Origin of the sequence: Variovorax sp. HW608 (assembly GCF_900090195.1) — a bacterium.
Taxonomy (GTDB): Bacteria; Pseudomonadota; Gammaproteobacteria; order Burkholderiales; family Burkholderiaceae_C; genus Variovorax.
This window is the reverse complement of sequence record NZ_LT607803.1, coordinates 5744287-5759681: the sequence shown is the minus strand read 5'-3', so window position 1 is coordinate 5759681 and position 15395 is coordinate 5744287. Positions and strand designations below refer to the sequence as shown.

Sequence of the window (15395 nt, the reverse complement as noted above, 5' to 3'; positions counted from 1 at the left end):
CCTTCCGCGAGACGTTTACCCTCGCGTAGTCCTACCCTCGTCGCGACGACCGCTTGGGAGTTGATGCCCGCTGCGCAACAGCGGCAATCGCCTGAGCCAGTGCAGCGCGCGCGGCGCTATGGGCGCCCTTTTCATCCATCAGTTGCTCGCGCGTCGCGACCAACTGCTCCTCCAGCCCTCGAGAAGTAGCTTCAGCCCGAGCAAGCGCAGTTGACTGCTCAAGCAATTGCTCGTGCAACTCGTCCTCTGATTCACGAGCCGCCACAGCCGCTGCTCGTTGCGCTTTCCGCTCTGCATCCGCAGCCTCCTCCCACTGCGACCAACGCTTGCGTTCCTTGATCAACTGCGCCTCAATGGCCTTGGCTGCCTGCCGCGCTTGATCCACTTCGGTCAAAAAGCGTCGCTCATGGGCGGCCTCGCGTTCCTGCGTGCGCTGGCGTTCCTGTGTCCACGCCGTCTCACGACTCGACAAGGCCTGCGCATGCTCGTCGCGCAGCACCACGGCGTCACGCTGCAACTGCGCATTGGTGCCTCGCAGCTTCTCGACCTCGCTTTCGTATCGACTGCGAACCACCGCGATGTCGTTCTGCGCCTGCGCCAACTCGGCGCGCAACGCGTCGCAGGTCTGACGCGTCTCGGCCAGGGCTGAGTCGAGAGCCGCCTTTGTGGCCATCAGCTGCTCTTCGCGCGCGACGAGTGCTTCCTGGTCCAGCGACAACTGTTCTCTGCTTTGCTCGAGCGCCGCGCGCTCGTCCTGCAAAGCCTGATCGGCGATCGCGCGTGCTTCGTGTTTGGCGTGGTTCCAGGCGCCGCGCAAGCTCGGCGGCAAGTCGTCCTCGACCGGCTCTGACGCGTCGGCCATGCGCGCCGCGAGAGCTGCAAACCAGACATCCAACATGGGGCTGACCGTGTTCGGCGAGCCCCCTCCCAAGTGCTGACGCACGCGCTCGATGGTGGGTTTGAGCCCCTGGGCCAGGAGCGCATCGGCTGCTTGAGCCACCTCTTCCTGCTGGACCCCGCGTGGGCCGCGCCGGCGGATCGGTGGCATGGAGGTTGGCGTGGACGCCGAGACGCCCGCAGTGCGTGGTTCCATCGACAGCCCTCCAATTGGGGTCGATAACGCAAGATTATCGGCCCCGACCGAATGAATTGCGTTAGATACCCTATGTGCGATGAACAAAGCATACGAATAACGCGCCGGCGCGTCCACTTTGGCGGGACGTAGATGGCCCAAGGGCGAGTCCAAAGCCTCACAAGGCTTACCGGAAGTCGCGACTTCCCACGCGAAGTTGCCCGAGCAATGGGGTGTGATCCACCAGCTTCATTGCGACCAGCGAATGAACGCCTTTCTCGCTCTGCCAGGTGCCCTCGACGCTCAAGAGCTTGGCGCCGAGCAGCACCGTGCGCTGCTGCTCGGCCACCTGAGGCCACACGATGATGTTGACGGTCCCGGTCTCGTCCTCGAGCGTCGCAAAGATCACGCCCTTCGCCGTGCTCGGCCGCTGCCGGTGCGTCACGATGCCGCTGGCGCGAACCTTCTGCCGGTCCTTGGCCTGGGTCCGCAGTTGCTCCGAGGTCCGGATGCCCATTTCGGCCAGCTGCGATCGAATCAGCGCCAGCGGATGGCGACGCAGGCTCAAGCCGAGGGTCCCATAGTCGTCAGCAATCTCTGCGCCCTCCTCCGGCTCGCCGAACGCAATCGCATCCTCATGCGTGCGGGCTTCGCGCAGCATCTTCGTCGGCCGCGTGTCGATGCCCTTTGCGGCCCAGACCGCGTCGGGTCGTCTTCCTGCGAGGCTCAGCAGCGCATCCGCACTCGAGAGGCACGCGAGGTCATGGGCATCGAGCTCGGCGCGCATCGCGAGATCTTCCACGCTCGCAAACGGCGCCTCTGCACGCGCGGCAACGATCCGGTTTGCCGCGTCCTCGCGCATCCCGTTGATCCGCGACATGCCGAGACGCACGGCGCGCAGCGGCTGCTCGTAGGTGGTGTCCCAGCGCGACGAGGCTTCCGCCTGCGCCGGCTCCTCCAGGGTCGTTTCCCAATCGCTGACGGTGACATCGACCGCACGCACGACGACGCCATGTTCGCGCGCATCGCGCACCAGCTGCGCCGGCGCATAGAAGCCCATCGGCTGGCTGTTTAGAAGCGCTGCCAGCATCGCATCCGGATGATGGCGCTTGAGCCAGCAGCTCACATAGACGATGAGCGCGAAGCTTGCCGCATGCGACTCCGGAAACCCGTAGCTGCCGAAGCCCTCTACCTGCTTCGCGATCCGCAGCGCGAACTCCTCGGTGTAGCCCTTCCTCAGCATGCGCTCGATGAGCTTGCGCTGGTGCACTTCGAGCCCGCCACGCTTGCGCCAGGCACCCATGGCCCGGCGCAGCTGGTCCGCTTCACCGGGGGTGAAGTCGGCCGCGGCCATCGCGATCTGCATGACCTGTTCCTGGAAGAGCGGCACACCGAGCGTTCGCTCCGTCGCCGCGCGGATCTCGTCGCTCGGGTACTCGATCGCCTCCTCGCCGGCTCGACGACGCAGGTACGGATGCACCATGCCTCCCTGGATCGGGCCCGGCCGCACGATCGCCACCTGGATCACCAGGTCGTAGAAGCGCCTGGGTTGCATGCGCGGCAGCATGCTCATCTGGGCGCGGCTCTCGATCTGGAAGACGCCGACGGTGTCGGCCTTGCAGATCATCTCGTAGGTAGCGGGATCCTCGGCCGGCACTTCCTGCAGACGCATCGGGCGGCCGAGGGTCTTCTCGCCGGCGAGGTCCAGCGCGCGGTGAATGGCCGTGAGCATCCCGAGCGCGAGGATGTCGACCTTGATGAGACCGGTCGAATCGAGGTCGTCCTTGTCCCACTGGATGATGCTGCGGTTCTCCATGGCCGCGTTCTCCACCGGCACGAGGCGGCTCACCTTGTCCCGCCCGATCACAAAGCCGCCCGGATGCTGGCTCAGGTGCCGCGGAAAGCCACGGATCGTGTCCGCGATCGTGAGCCACCAGATGACCGTCGGGTTGGTCGGATCGATCTCGTTCTCCAGCAGGCATGCTTCGCTGATCCATTTTTCATCGGTGCCGTAGGCGGTTTTGGCCAGACGGTCGATCACGTCATCGGCGATGCCCAGGGCCTTGCCGACGTCGCGCAGTGCGGACTTGGTGCGGTAGGTCGTGGCCACCGCTGTGAGCGCCGCGCGATCCCTGCCGTACTTCTCGTAGATGTACTGCATCGCCTCCTCGCGCCGCTGGTGTTCGAAGTCGACATCGATGTCTGGCGGCTCGCGCCGCTCGACCGAGATGAAGCGCTCGAAGAGCACGTTCATACGCTCGGGATCGACGTTCGTGACCTCCAGGCAATAGCAGACCGCGCTGTTGGCGGCGGACCCTCGCCCCTGGCAGAGGATGTTGCGACCGCGCGCCCAGTGCACGACGTCGGCCACAGTGAGGAAGTAGCTCTCGTACTCAAGCTGGGCGATGACCTGCAGCTCGTGCTCGATCTGCCGGCGGACCTTCTCGGGCAGACCGTTGGGGTATCGGCGCGCCGCGCCCTCGTAGGTGAGCTTGCGAAGGTGCGAAGCCGGCGTCTCGCCTTCGGGAACAACTTCGCGCGGGTACTCGTACTTAAGCTCCTCCAGCGAGAAGGTGCATCGGCTCGCGATGCGGACGCTCTCTTCCATCCATTGGGGGATGAACAGCTTGGCGAGGATCGCGCGCCCGCGCAGATAGCTTTCTGCATTTGCCGCCAACGCGAAGCCCGCCTTGGCCACAGTTGTCCCATGCCGCACCGCTGTGAGAACGTCCTGGACGGGTTTCCTCTTGCGCGTGTGCATGAGCGGACTCGAGCTCGCCACGAGAGGCAGGCCTGTGCGCTCCGATACCTCGTGGGCGGTGCAGATTCGGATGTCATCGTCCAAGAGGAGCGGAGCCGTCACGACGATCCATCCCCGATCGGGAAACCAGGTCTTGAGCCACATGGCCTGTGCGAAGAGCGACTCCACCGTGGCGTCGTCCTCAGGCAGCAGCAGCACGAGGCAGCCTGGCATGCCCGCCAGGTGCGGCGCCTGGATGTTCTTGCCTTCGACATCACTCACGAGAGCGCTGTAGCTGCCTTTCGCTGCCCGCCGGCGCGCGAGGGTGATGCATTCGCAGAGATTGCTCCAGCCGAGCTTGTTCTGCGCCAGGAACACGACCCGTGCATGCGGCTTGCCGCGTTGGGTCGTCAGCAGGATCTCGCTGCCGCAGATGAAGTGCAGGCCGCATTCGCGTGCGTGCAGATGAGCCCGAACCACGCCGGAGACGGAACATTCGTCGGTCAGTGCGAGGGCTGAATAGAGCTTCGCCGCGGCGCGCTCGACCAATTCTTCGGGCTGGGAGGCGCCGACCAGGAAGGTGAAGTTCGAGCGACAGTGCAACTCGGCAAAGGGAGGCGGCTCGTCCATTGAATGCTGTACATAAAAACGGGGTATCCATTTAGCTCCAGCGACGAGAGATATATGGATGTTCATCCAGTAATCTACGCCACTTCCGCGGATCTGGGGATGTTGTCCACGACATCGCGATAGGTCAGCGGATCCGTGACGACGGCCTGCTGCAGCAGCCGGTAAAACAGCAGCCCTCGCGAGCGCGAGGCCCTGCGATTGAAGCGAAAAACAAACTCATCGAGGTAGGCGTCCAGATGCGCCGGCTGCACGGCGCCTTGGTGCGTGCCCAGCACCCAGCGCTTGACCAGTGCGGCCACGCGGTGAACGCCAACCATGGAGACGTGCGCGGGAACGTCGGAGCCCCGATGAACAGTGCGCTGGTGCAAATAGCCCAGATCCGCGAGATCGCGGTAGACGGCCGAGCCGTCGGTGCACACCTGTGAGCCAGGTTCGATGTTGGCGAGCACGAAGGGGATGACCTGCTCGGTGGAGCCGCGATGGATGCGCTCGAGCCGCAGTCGGCCGAAGCCCTTGGGCTCATGCAGTTCCACGGCGATCGCCACAGGTATCTGATGCGTCTGGCTTATTCGACCCTTGCCCCTCCCACGGGCGACAGGCTGCTGACGATCGCTGATGGCCAGATACATCTCGTCGACCTCCACGATGCCGCCGAGCCGTTCCCGCTCGGGGCGCACCATCGCCTGGCGAAGACGGTGCAGCATCGCCCAGGCCGTCTGGTAGCTGCCCAGGCCGAGCACGCGCTGCAGTCCGAGCGCGCTGACGCCATGCTTCTGGTTGGTGACGTACCAGGCCGCGGCCAGCCACACCCGCAGCGGCGTGCGGGTCTTCTCGAAGATGGTGCCTGCGGTCACCGTGCTTTGGGTCGAGCAGCTTCGGCACATCAGCCGTGCGCGGCTGGAGCGATAGGGCTCAGCGGCCACCCCGCAGCGCGGGCACACGAAACCTTGCGGCCAGCGCAGCCGCTCCAGATAGCCAAGACAGGCCTCTTCGGTGGCGAACCAGTCCAGGAACTGGTTCCAGTTCACGGGGTAGTCCTCTCCCGCCTTGGGGACTAACATATGGACGTCCATCCAGTGATGCTAGTTCAACTGGAGCTAAATGGATACCCCGTACATAAAACCAGTACTCTACGCGTCTGAACGCAAGCCGGCGCAGCGGTTACAGTTTTCTCGTAGCGACCTTCAGGAGAGCGCGTTCGCGCAGTTGTCCATGTGCTATTCCGCCCAGATTCGAGCCGAGTACAAGCAGTTCGTGCGCCTCTTTGGCGGCGAGCTGAGCCTGCGCGCTTTTTCCAAGCTTTATTTCGAGCGCCAGAGCGATCCGAAGATCAAGATTCCCAAGGGGATGGACGCCCTCTTCGACCAGCCGCAGTCGGACGAGGAGCGCCAGATCAAACTTTGGATCGATGCGTTCAATGCCGAGCAGGCAACGAAGTTCGAACAGGAGCTCTTCAAGCAGCGCAAGCGCTTACCCACCAAGCAAAAGGTTGGATGTCTCGAAATCGATCCAACTGGCAAACGATAATTGTCATGCTAAGTCCCCTTCAAAGCTCTGAGTCGGTGACCTCTCCCGCAATTGGCCCAATGGCTTTCATGCGTGTCAGGCGTCTGTCGAACGGCTCCTTGCGTCATCCTCTCGGCGCGCCGCACCCGCTTGATCGAGCAGTGCTTCATGCGAAGACCTCAAGGCGGCGCGACGAACGAATTCCTCGACGCTCAGCGCTTGAAGCTCGGCTGCGCGAGCAATGAGCTCGAGTTCCGCGACGGGCACATGGAGCCTGAGCCTGCCGGTTTTTTCATCGCGCAGGCGCGTGTATCGGCGTTTTCCGGTGCGCGTCATTGAGCTGCGATGTTCAGTCGGGTCGCAATCCGACTCAATTCGTTGGGGCCGATGTCAGCCCTCTCGCAGTCCAACTGTCTCGCTGAGGCCATCCTCGCGTTGTCGGAAACCGAGGGGCTCTGCCCGCGTTCGTTGGCGTCGTCACGGTCGAATGTGAAACCCGCCGGCACGCGGCCCTCGAGGGCACGCAACCTTCGGAGGATCGATTCGAGATCGTCGGTCACGACAGAACCGCACCCGCGATGTCTTCTGGCGAGTGCATCGGGCAGAGCGTCACGTAGTAGCCGTTCGCGTCCTCCAAGCTGGCCCGCGCGCCGCAAACGATGCACGCCGTTTGTGTCTGCTCCTCCGCGGCATCGACGATGGCGTCAATGCGATCGGCCAACGCATCCCCTTTCCGGGTCGCACCTCTCAACACGGCAACGCCCTCCCCTGGCTCATGAACGTCCATCCTCACGCGCGAAGTGCTACCGAGCCTGTAGTAGAAGCGCGCAGATCCCCACTTCTCCTTGATCTGGCGCCAGTGAAAGACGCGCTTGTTCTCGCCCAGAGCCACATCGATCTCCGCGCAGGCGCGTACCAGGATCGGCATCCAACCTCGATAGAACTCGAACCCAATATGGGGCCGATCGAACATGTACGGGTAGCGAGATTTGAGCTGTTCAACAGTGAGCATCGGCATGGCCTTTCAGGTTTGAGAAGATGGCGCGCGGTGAAAATCTCACCATTGAGCTAGCGTGGCGGCTCCTTGCTGATCCACCAACACACCGGGTCATCGCTCTCGACCGCCGCATCCAGTTGCCAGGGTTCGGGGTAGTGCCTGAGGATGCGATGGGCCAGCAGCTTCAGCTTGGGCGGGATGGGGCCGCCCCAGAGCGCCTCGTGCTTCTCTGGCTGGAATGCGAGGTCCCTCAGCAGTTCTCCCGCCCATTCCAGCGCCCTGCGCCTTTCATAGCCCACGGTCATGGTGTATTCCCGTTCTCGAAGTAGATGCTTGCGTCCTAGGGCCTGAGCACGATCGCAACGATCGAACCGTCGTCGTCGTCGTGGTCTTTGCGCGGCGAGGCCGCATCGGCAGAGCCGCATCGCGGCTGCAGTTCGAAATCGCCATCCTCGAAGTGCCAGCGCCTGGCCAGGGCGGCGGCGCCCAAGGCGTTCTCGGATGCCTTGCGCATCTGGCGCGGCGTCATCCAGGCCAACGCGCAGAACTGCAGGTTGGTGGGGCGTCTGAACGCGAGTCGGATCTTCTCGTCGGGGACCATGCGCGCCATCGTCGCCTCATAGATGGTGTGCGCGAGCACGAGGCGCCCCTCAATATCAGGCTCTTGAATCTCAAAGGCCGTGAAGCGCGAGCGAAGCGGCGCGCTGAGGCGCGCAGGATCGTTGGCCGTGGCGATGTACATCGCGTAGCTCGCGTCGAACTCGAAGTCCATGCTGACGTCCTTCGTGCAACCTGCCGTCGCGGGCTCGAGCAGGGTCAGCAATGCGTCTGTAGGGGACCCGTGCCCATTACGTTCGCTTGCCTTGTCGAGTTCATCGAGCAGCACGATCGGGTTGGCAAATTCACCCAGGACGATGGTTTGCCACAGCGCGCCGACTTGCGAGTTGCTCCAATATCGTTCGGAGCCTCGCAGACCGGCGTTCGATTGCGCGTTGTCGAACGCCTGACGATAGAGGCTCGTGCCGAGCACCTTCGCCAGCCGCTCGGTGAAATGGGTCTTGCCGACGCCGGGACTTCCGAGCAGCAGGACCGGCCCCGGCTTGGGTGCAGAGCCGGTGAGCTCAGCCAGCGCGAGACTGCGCTCGTAGAACGCGACAACCTCGGCGAAGTGGGGCATCTCCGCGCTCAGTGTCGTCAGCGCCTCGCGCCAGAATGGCGGGTGCGCGACGGCGCGCCAGGGGCCTCGCGTCATGACGTCGCTGAACTGCCGGAGATCATGCCTGACAACATCGGAGTCGCCCGTATCCGGGTTCTTCTTCAGCGCGACGATCCGTGCCCGCGCGGCGGCCCAATCGAAGACCTCCACCGTGTTGGGCGGCTGCTCGGGCACCTCTGCGGGAAACCTATCCAGTTCGTCGCCCGACCGGGCCACGGCCTTTGACCTTTTCTCCTCAATGCGCTCGGCCTCCAGGGCCTGCGCCTGCTCGTTCAGGCGCTTGAGCTCCTCCCTCATCCGGCTCAGTACGGGCTGAGGCAACAGGAAACGCACCCACGTGTCGGTGTCTTCGACGTGATACGAAGCCAGGTGAAGACCGAAGCCTTCTGGCGGGACCTCAGCAGTGGCGGCGTGTTTTGCCATCGGTGAGCTTTCAGGCTGCAGTGGACAGAGAAGAGGCCCGCGTGCCTTCCGAGACACCGACCAGGTGGGTGTACACGTCCAGCGCGCTGAGGATCCGCGGGTCGTCGCGCAGACGCCGCGCTTGCATGCGAACGGCCTCCGAGTCCCGCTTCCTCAACGTCTCGCCCGCCCATTCCAGGGCCCTGCGTCTTTCATGCGCCGTCGTCATGGATGAACTCCTTCCGAATTGCTCGACCAAGTTGTGGCGCGGGACGGCGCTGTCGGCAGTCGCTCCTGATGCTCGATGCGCTACTTCACCGATCGGCATGGGGCGTCATGCGTCGCAACTCGTCCATGACCCGGCGTCGGCCAATGTCCGAACCCAGTGACTCGAGCGGGACGCCTCCCAGTTCGCGATTGAAGCCGCGCAGCCACCGATGCGCCTTGCTCCTGCTGCCGAAAACACGGCACGCTTCGCGCGTCAACATCTCTTCGTTCTTGAAGAGCTCAATGATCGCATCGGGGTTGCACGTGACGTCCAGGAGATCGTCCGGTGCTCGATAGCCCAGCGCTGGATGTTCATTGAAGAGCCACACGTGCAGGTGAGGCAACGGGTAGCACGCCAGGGTTTCCCAATCGTCTTCCATGCCAAGCTGCTTCGCCGCGCTCCTCAATCGGTCACAGACCTCATTGAGCTGCGCCGTGCCTCGCGTCGGCCTGGCCATCCACGTGTGCATGCTTCTTTGCTCGTCTGCCGCGCGTTCGAGTTCGAGTACATCGGGATAATGACGCAACGCCGATTCGACCTCGGAAACGAGCTGTTTGGGCAAGGACGCACCCCACCTGTGGGTGTGCTTGGCGGTATCGACGATGCTCCAGAGGATCTTTCCGGCCTGGATGAAAGCATCCATTCGTTGGTGTGGCATGGTCATGTGTGCGATCCTCGAAACAAGATGTGGACGCCGGCGGTGTCGCGCATCGTTAATACAGCATGGATGCGGCCGCGCGTTCGTCGCCGACGATCTCCACCGGCAAGTCCGCGACGCTCAGGCACCGGCGCCCGCTCTGAACGACACGCGCAATGCTCCTGCACGAACTGGAAGATCTCGCGCGCACTCAGGTGGGTGAGCTTGCGCGACAGCGCGGGCTGCGGGGGCGCGAAGCGAGAGACGCCGAAGCTTTCGCGCGGCCGCGGTGGCAATGAGATAGGCCGCTTGTAGCGCCTGCTCGCCACGCGGGGGCAAGATCGCGAACTCGCGATCGCAACGATTCGGGCAACGCGACTGCATCGTTCGAGTTGGCGATGTAGATGGCCAGGCTCGTGTCGAACGTGACGTCCAGACCCGCGTCCCGCAACGCGCACGCGGTCAGGGGCGCCAGCAGCGAATGGAACGCGGCCAGCGGGTTGTATTGGGCGTGCGGCGGCGCCTTGTCGATCTCTTCGATCACGAAGACCGGGTTTGCCGTCTCGCCAAAGACGATGCGCTCGCAGACGATGCCGTGCGACGCCGTAGACCAGTGACGTTCCGTCCCGAGCCAGATGGCCGCCGCTTGAGCGTTCTCCATCGACTGGACGTGAATGGACAGCGCGACGCGGCTCGCAACGAATTGCGTCGCCTCCCTGCATGTGCGGGTGCGCTTCAACCAGGAAGGCGAGATCACGGCCCCATCGATCCGGATTGCGTCCAGGATTGACGCCTGTGCGCAAGCCCCCGGATTGGTTGATCCGGTTCACAAGACGCGTGGCGTGCTGTCGGTGGTCCTCGTCGCGTGTGGCTTCTGCTCGCGATGCGGCGTCCCAAACTTGCGCCGCGGCAAGCACCCGGTGCATGCGCCCCGGGTCAACGTCTGAAAGAGCACCGTCAAAGTCCGCAACAAATGACGCCTTGTCGACGACGATGACGCGCTGGTCCAAGTCCTTGCGGCGCGAACTCGATGCCTTATGCTCCACGACCTCACGCCGCGCATCTGCAACGATCGCAGCTCGCTTCCGCTCTGTCGATTGCTGCGCTCGTTGCAACACCTCCGCTTCGACGGCGGCGATGAAGGAGGTTGGAAGAAGAAGCTCGAAGGGCTGTCGACCATCCTCGTAGGTACCGAACCAGCATGTCGCATTGCCACTGGATAGCGCATTGTCTCTTGCGCAATCGCGTTCGGCCGCTGTCATGGAGATTCGTCTCCGCACTCTTCTTCGAACGGGACGTGGCCGCGTGGAACGCGCCATGAAGCCAGCTTGGCTTTCGAACGTGCGCACGGCGCTGCAGCGTTCTTGCCAGACCGGTTGACCCGGCCCTTCAAGGGCCCGCCTTTGAGAAGTGTCAGCACGCGCATCACGCTCACCTCTTTCAATTCGCTTCGCAATGGCACGTTCACCATCCTTGCCGTGCTCCCGGGATCTGCGGACACTCGCGTTCGCGAATTACTGTCCAAACGACACAAATGCGCAGTTGCGCTCATCTCAGCCCTTTCGGCGATTCTGTTGCTCCTTGCGAGAGTGCAATCGGAGCGGCGTCGCCCAACCCATCAACTGCTGACGCGACCGATCGTCGCCATGACGCTCCACCACCCGAATCGAGTACCTCTGCCGAAGCCTGCGCATTGAGGAACTTGCAGAGTTTCAGAAGGTGCGAGTTTCGCACCTTCTGTTCTCGCTGACAAGGTGCCCGCCGAAACAACAAGCGGACTCATGCAGCGCTCACCCTACAGCCGAGAGAACCAGGTCATGGCAGAGATCTTGAAAGAATGGCGTCGGGCCGCCGGGCTCACCCAGAAGCAGATCGGCGAGCTCGCGCTCCTTCGCAAGAGCGATGTGACCAAGGTGGAGACGGGCGTGCGGATGCTCAGCTACTTCGAGCTTCGTCGTTGGCTGGCGGCGCTGGCCCTGGACATCCCGCTCTTCGATGCCGAGTTTGAGCATCGAATGCAGGGTCCGCTCGATCCCCTGGTTCACGATCCGCGCGCCTAGGGGTTCCTGGCCATGGATCCGGCCAAACAGGAACAGCTGGACCCGGGTCCCCTGTGGTTGCTCGGGCAAGCGATACGCCGTGAACGCGAGCGCCAGGACGTGAGCCAGGAGCGCTTCGCGTGGCTCTTCGGGTTGGACAGAAGTTATGTGGGCCGGGTGGAACGCGGCGAAGTCAACCTGACCTTCCGGAAACTCATGGTCTTCATCCGGGCCCTTCGCGCCGAGCCGGTCACGTTCTTCCGCGACCTGCACGTCGACCCGCACGCGCGCCGGCAGGTGCCGCAACGAAAGCCGCTTCCCCGCGCCGTGAACGACTTGTCAACCATGGTGGGCTTGGCGGTGATGAAAGAGCGGCAATGGGCCGGACTCACCCAGGAGGAACTTGCCGACAAAGCGGGTGTGGCGCGCAGCTACATCTCCTGGCTCGAATGCGGACGGCGAAACCCGACTTTCGCGCAATTGATGCGAATTCTGGAAAGCCTCGGGGTGGAGCCTGCCGAGTTTTTTCAGCACTTTCCCTTGCCGCCCAAAAAAAGAACTTCCAAATAACCTGCAGGACGGCTAACTCTATTGCCAAATTGGCCAAGCGCCCATCTATTGCGTGCTTTTCAGGACCAGGGTTGCGGAGACTCAAAACGATGGTCGTCCATTTTCATCGTCACTGCAGAAAAACAAGCGTATCGCGGCCGTCCTGCAATAGCAGGCGTCCTGCTTAGCCATGCAATTCAATTCAGGCAAAGAAAGACTTTTTTCACCCGCGAGTTTCTCTGAGTTCCACTCACGGCGTTCAACGCGAACCGTATTGGCGCAAGGGAAGGCTGCGGGGCAGCCCCGCTCGTGGTCATGCGTGTCGTCGGGCGAGACTGTCGCCATCGCAGCAGCGCCAACCGCGCGGGGCTCGTCCGAGGGCCAGTTCGGTGACGAACACGCCATGCGCTCCGGCCGCGAACGCCAGCCAACCGTCCTCGCACGCGGCTCAAATGTAACGAAACGCTTGGCGGACTCGGTCCGCCAGTGGCCGTCTGCGCCCGCCAGCCGTGGGCTGCCCCGGCCCGCTCACGAGCAGTGCCTCACGCTGCAGGCGGGCTCGCGTCAACTGGACAAAATGAATGGCCAGGGTGCGATTAACCAACCATTGCTCCTCCACTCGCATCTCCTCGCAAATTGTGAAAATTCAGATAATCTGACGCCACGGTCTATGGTGAACGTCGGTGTTTCATCAACTGCGTCTCGAACTTATTTCTGACCATTGAGCATTAACACGGAAATAGCGACGAAGCGCGCCCCCGGCGCTTCGATCGTTCGCTTTCAGGGGCGCTCAAGCCTTTTGAAGCCGGTTACTTGACAGCAATTGGCAGACATATCATCAAAATTCTTTCGATTCCGACAGGAGATGACCATGAGCGAAAACCGGCAACCTGATGATGACGAGAGCTTGCGCCCCCTGGAGAAGGTGGCGGCTAAGTTGGAGACCAGCGTGCGTAACCTCGCCCGCTGGCGCAAGCGCGGGGACGACCTTCCACCGTTCTACAAGCTCGGCAATCGCATATTTTGCAAGGTCGGGGAAATAAACGCCTGCATCGAACGCCGACGCGTGGAGCCACCTGCGCCCCCCGCCCCCTCCACCGCAGCCCCCCGGCCCTCCCGGCCCTCCCGGAAGGCGAAAGGAAAGCATTGATGGCGGGCATGCCGACCAGGCGGCGCACCAAGCGCGCCCGCAGGCGCATGGAGCGCGCCTGTGGCGCCGCGCCTCCCCGCCCGGGCGAACGGGCGCGGTTCGCCAGCGCCCCAAAGCCAACCCATGGCGTCCCTGCGGGTTCAGCAGTACCATGTTTTCGCCGGCCCCCTCGCCTGTGCGCCGGCGCTGCAGCCAGCCTGATCTGCTTGATGAGTAAATGATGACTGAAGCGAACGCCGACCGCCGTTGCTATCAATTTCGCAGCACGCGAGCGAGCACTGGCGCGGGTTCTTGGGTGGCAAATGCCCGGATTCGAACTGCGGGACACAGGAATCAAAATCCGGCGCGCGTGTACTTTTCCGCCCTCGGAGGGGCCTCAAACGCACCTTGGACCGTTGCATGCCCTAGTGATGAGTATCTGATGAGTCACGCCCCAAACAACGAGGCCCACTACCGTTTTGGCAGCGGGCCTGGCGTGTCCCTCAGAGGAAGAGTGAATGGTAGGACGTACTGGATTCGAACCAGTGACCAACGGATTAAAAGTCCGCTGCTCTACCAACTGAGCTAACGTCCCCTACCTGTTCAGGCATCTTTGCCGGCGTCGAATCCGGCAAAGCCAGAAATTATAGCGTGGTGTTTCGGGCAATCCGGTCCAGCACCCAGCCCGCTGCACATTGACCGAAAGTCGCCGTCACGCTCACGACCGACCCGTAGCCGTGACAGTTGAGCGACCCGTCGCCTTCGACCGCGCACGAGGCGTCGGGCGGCGCCACGCTCTCGCGGCTGAAGACGCAGGCGATGCCGATCTTGCGGCCTTCGCGCGGCGCTCCGTGCTCCTTGCGCAGACGTTGACGCAACTGCGCGAGCAAGGGGTCGTGCGTCACCAGCGCAAGGTCGTCGATGTCGACCTTGTGCGCCAGTCGCTTGCCGCCCGCCGCGCCCGCGGTGATGAAATCAGCCTTCGTGGCGCGCGCCCACGCCGCCATCGCGACCTTGGCCCGCACCTGGTCGCAGGCATCGATGAGCGCCGTCGGTGCCCCATTCGCTTCGTGCGCAGCGGCAAGCAAGGTCTGCCAGTTGCCCGGCTCGACGAAATCGTCGATGGCCAGCACCTCGCACGACGGGTTGATCTGGGCGATGCGCTCCCGCATCGCTTCGACCTTGGCCTGGCCGATCGTGGCGTCGAGTGCATGGATCTGGCGGTTGATGTTGGATTCGGCGATGTGGTCGAGGTCGATCAGGGTCAGCCGTCCCACCCCGCTGCGCGCGAGCGCCTCCGCGGCCCATGAACCGACGCCGCCGATGCCGGCGACCATCACATGCGAGGCCCGTATCGCAGCCGCGCCCGAGACGCCATAGAGGCGCTCCAGCCCGCCGAAGCGGCGAGCCAGATCCGCATCGTCTGCAGCTACGGCCGGCATCATGATCGGGCGCGATGGACGGCCGCGCTCAGCGCAGCCGCGAAAGCCGCTCGCGTCCGGCCTGTGCGGCCTCGGACTGCGGATAGGCCTTCGTCAGGTCTTCGAGCGTGCGCCGCGCTGCGCGCGTGTCCTTCAGCTCGATCTGGCAGTTTGCGATCGACAGCACCGCCTCCGGCGCCTTCGCATGGTCGGGCGCCAGCGAGAGCATCGAACGGAAGTTCGCGATGGCCTCGTTGTAGTTGCGGGTCGCGTACTGGGCGTTGCCGAGCCAGAACAGCGCCGAAGCGTTGTAGCCGCTCTGCGGATAGCGCTTCACGAAATCGGCGAAAGCGGTTTGCGCCTGCGCGAACTGCCCCGCGCGGAAGATGCCCAGCGCCGCATCGAAGTCGGCCTTCTCGCGCGGATCGGCATTGAACTCGCGACCGTCGATCGAGACTTTCGAGGGCTCGTTCTTCTTGAGCTGGGTATCGACTTCGGTCTGACGCTGCTGCATCTCCGAGAGCGACTTCGTGAGCTGCTCGTTCTGCCCGGTCATGCGGGCCAGGTCGCCGCGCATCTGCTCGATCTGGTTCTGCAGATCGAGCAGGCTGCGGCGCAGCTGCGCGTTTTCCTCGGCGCTTTGCGTGCGGATGGTCTCGACCCGCTGCCGCAGGTCGAGAATCGCGCGTCGCGCCTCGTCGTCCTCGAACAGCGCGGCCTGCGCGCCGAGGGAGGCGCAAAGCAATGCGGCTGCGAGGGCAGCGCCTCGCAAGAGAGCACCGCGCATCA

General features: G+C 63.5%; 15 protein-coding genes and 1 tRNA gene. 4 read left to right on the top strand and 12 right to left on the bottom strand.

Translation table 11 applies throughout. The annotated features are described in order from the left end of the window. Nucleotides 1-31: 31 nt before the first annotated feature. From VAR608DRAFT_RS27275 to VAR608DRAFT_RS27265, 3 genes are all read right to left on the bottom strand, one after another. Complete coding sequence (locus VAR608DRAFT_RS27275; protein WP_088956916.1) at nucleotides 32-1093, bottom strand: DNA-binding protein; 1062 nt, start codon at nucleotides 1091-1093, stop codon at nucleotides 32-34. Between the two features lie 166 nt (nucleotides 1094-1259). Further along, nucleotides 1260-4442, bottom strand: coding sequence for an error-prone DNA polymerase (locus tag VAR608DRAFT_RS27270; RefSeq protein WP_088956915.1), 3183 nt, complete (start codon nucleotides 4440-4442; stop codon nucleotides 1260-1262). A gap of 74 nt (nucleotides 4443-4516) precedes the next feature. After that, nucleotides 4517-5515: an IS1595 family transposase gene (locus VAR608DRAFT_RS27265; protein WP_088956914.1), complete on the bottom strand. Its 999-nt coding sequence runs from the start codon at nucleotides 5513-5515 to the stop codon at nucleotides 4517-4519. 28 nt (nucleotides 5516-5543) lie between these two features. Between VAR608DRAFT_RS27265 and VAR608DRAFT_RS37690 the strand changes: the two genes are divergently transcribed. After that, on the top strand, nucleotides 5544-5969 hold the full coding sequence (locus VAR608DRAFT_RS37690; protein WP_197700418.1) for a hypothetical protein: 426 nt from the start codon (nucleotides 5544-5546) through the stop codon (nucleotides 5967-5969). A gap of 129 nt (nucleotides 5970-6098) precedes the next feature. Next, nucleotides 6099-6287, top strand: a complete 189-nt coding sequence (locus VAR608DRAFT_RS37250) for a hypothetical protein (RefSeq protein WP_157731123.1) — start codon at nucleotides 6099-6101, stop codon at nucleotides 6285-6287. A 217-nt stretch (nucleotides 6288-6504) separates the two neighbouring features. Here the strand turns inward: VAR608DRAFT_RS37250 and VAR608DRAFT_RS27250 are convergent, their stop codons facing one another. The 6 genes from VAR608DRAFT_RS27250 to VAR608DRAFT_RS27225 form a co-directional block, all read right to left on the bottom strand. Continuing rightward, the gene (locus tag VAR608DRAFT_RS27250; protein ID WP_088956912.1) at nucleotides 6505-6966 is read right to left on the bottom strand and encodes a hypothetical protein; all 462 of its coding nucleotides are present in this window, start codon (nucleotides 6964-6966) and stop codon (nucleotides 6505-6507) included. Nucleotides 6967-7016: 50 nt separating this feature from the next. Further along, nucleotides 7017-7250, bottom strand: a complete 234-nt coding sequence (locus VAR608DRAFT_RS27245; RefSeq protein ID WP_088956911.1) for a BPSL0761 family protein — start codon at nucleotides 7248-7250, stop codon at nucleotides 7017-7019. A 35-nt stretch (nucleotides 7251-7285) separates the two neighbouring features. Further along, entirely contained in the window at nucleotides 7286-8584 is a 1299-nt protein-coding gene (locus VAR608DRAFT_RS27240; RefSeq protein WP_088956910.1) for an AAA family ATPase, read from the bottom strand. 10 nt (nucleotides 8585-8594) lie between these two features. After that, a complete protein-coding gene (locus VAR608DRAFT_RS27235; RefSeq protein WP_088956909.1) occupies nucleotides 8595-8792 on the bottom strand; it encodes a hypothetical protein in 198 nt (65 codons plus the stop codon). Nucleotides 8793-8877: 85 nt separating this feature from the next. Then, nucleotides 8878-9495, bottom strand: a complete 618-nt coding sequence (locus VAR608DRAFT_RS27230; protein WP_088956908.1) for an MbcA/ParS/Xre antitoxin family protein — start codon at nucleotides 9493-9495, stop codon at nucleotides 8878-8880. 184 nt (nucleotides 9496-9679) lie between these two features. After that, nucleotides 9680-10225 (bottom strand): hypothetical protein, encoded by a 546-nt coding sequence (locus VAR608DRAFT_RS27225; protein ID WP_088956907.1) that lies wholly within the window; start codon nucleotides 10223-10225, stop codon nucleotides 9680-9682. Between the two features lie 1024 nt (nucleotides 10226-11249). On the opposite strand from VAR608DRAFT_RS27225, the gene VAR608DRAFT_RS27215 reads away from it, so the two are divergent. Next, nucleotides 11250-11528 carry a helix-turn-helix domain-containing protein gene (locus tag VAR608DRAFT_RS27215; protein ID WP_088956905.1) on the top strand — a complete coding sequence of 93 codons (279 nt, stop codon included), beginning with the start codon at nucleotides 11250-11252 and terminating at the stop codon, nucleotides 11526-11528. Between the two features lie 12 nt (nucleotides 11529-11540). After that, nucleotides 11541-12077, top strand: a complete 537-nt coding sequence (locus VAR608DRAFT_RS37685) for a helix-turn-helix domain-containing protein (RefSeq protein WP_197700417.1) — start codon at nucleotides 11541-11543, stop codon at nucleotides 12075-12077. A 1627-nt stretch (nucleotides 12078-13704) separates the two neighbouring features. Here the strand turns inward: VAR608DRAFT_RS37685 and VAR608DRAFT_RS27200 are convergent. The 3 genes from VAR608DRAFT_RS27200 to ybgF form a co-directional block, all read right to left on the bottom strand. Next, nucleotides 13705-13780: transfer RNA gene (locus VAR608DRAFT_RS27200), tRNA-Lys, on the bottom strand. Between the two features lie 49 nt (nucleotides 13781-13829). Then, nucleotides 13830-14630: a tRNA threonylcarbamoyladenosine dehydratase gene (locus VAR608DRAFT_RS27195; RefSeq protein WP_088956904.1), complete on the bottom strand. Its 801-nt coding sequence runs from the start codon at nucleotides 14628-14630 to the stop codon at nucleotides 13830-13832. A 25-nt stretch (nucleotides 14631-14655) separates the two neighbouring features. Next, nucleotides 14656-15393 carry a tol-pal system protein YbgF gene (ybgF, locus tag VAR608DRAFT_RS27190; protein WP_088959004.1) on the bottom strand — a complete coding sequence of 246 codons (738 nt, stop codon included), beginning with the start codon at nucleotides 15391-15393 and terminating at the stop codon, nucleotides 14656-14658. Nucleotides 15394-15395 lie beyond the last annotated feature (2 nt).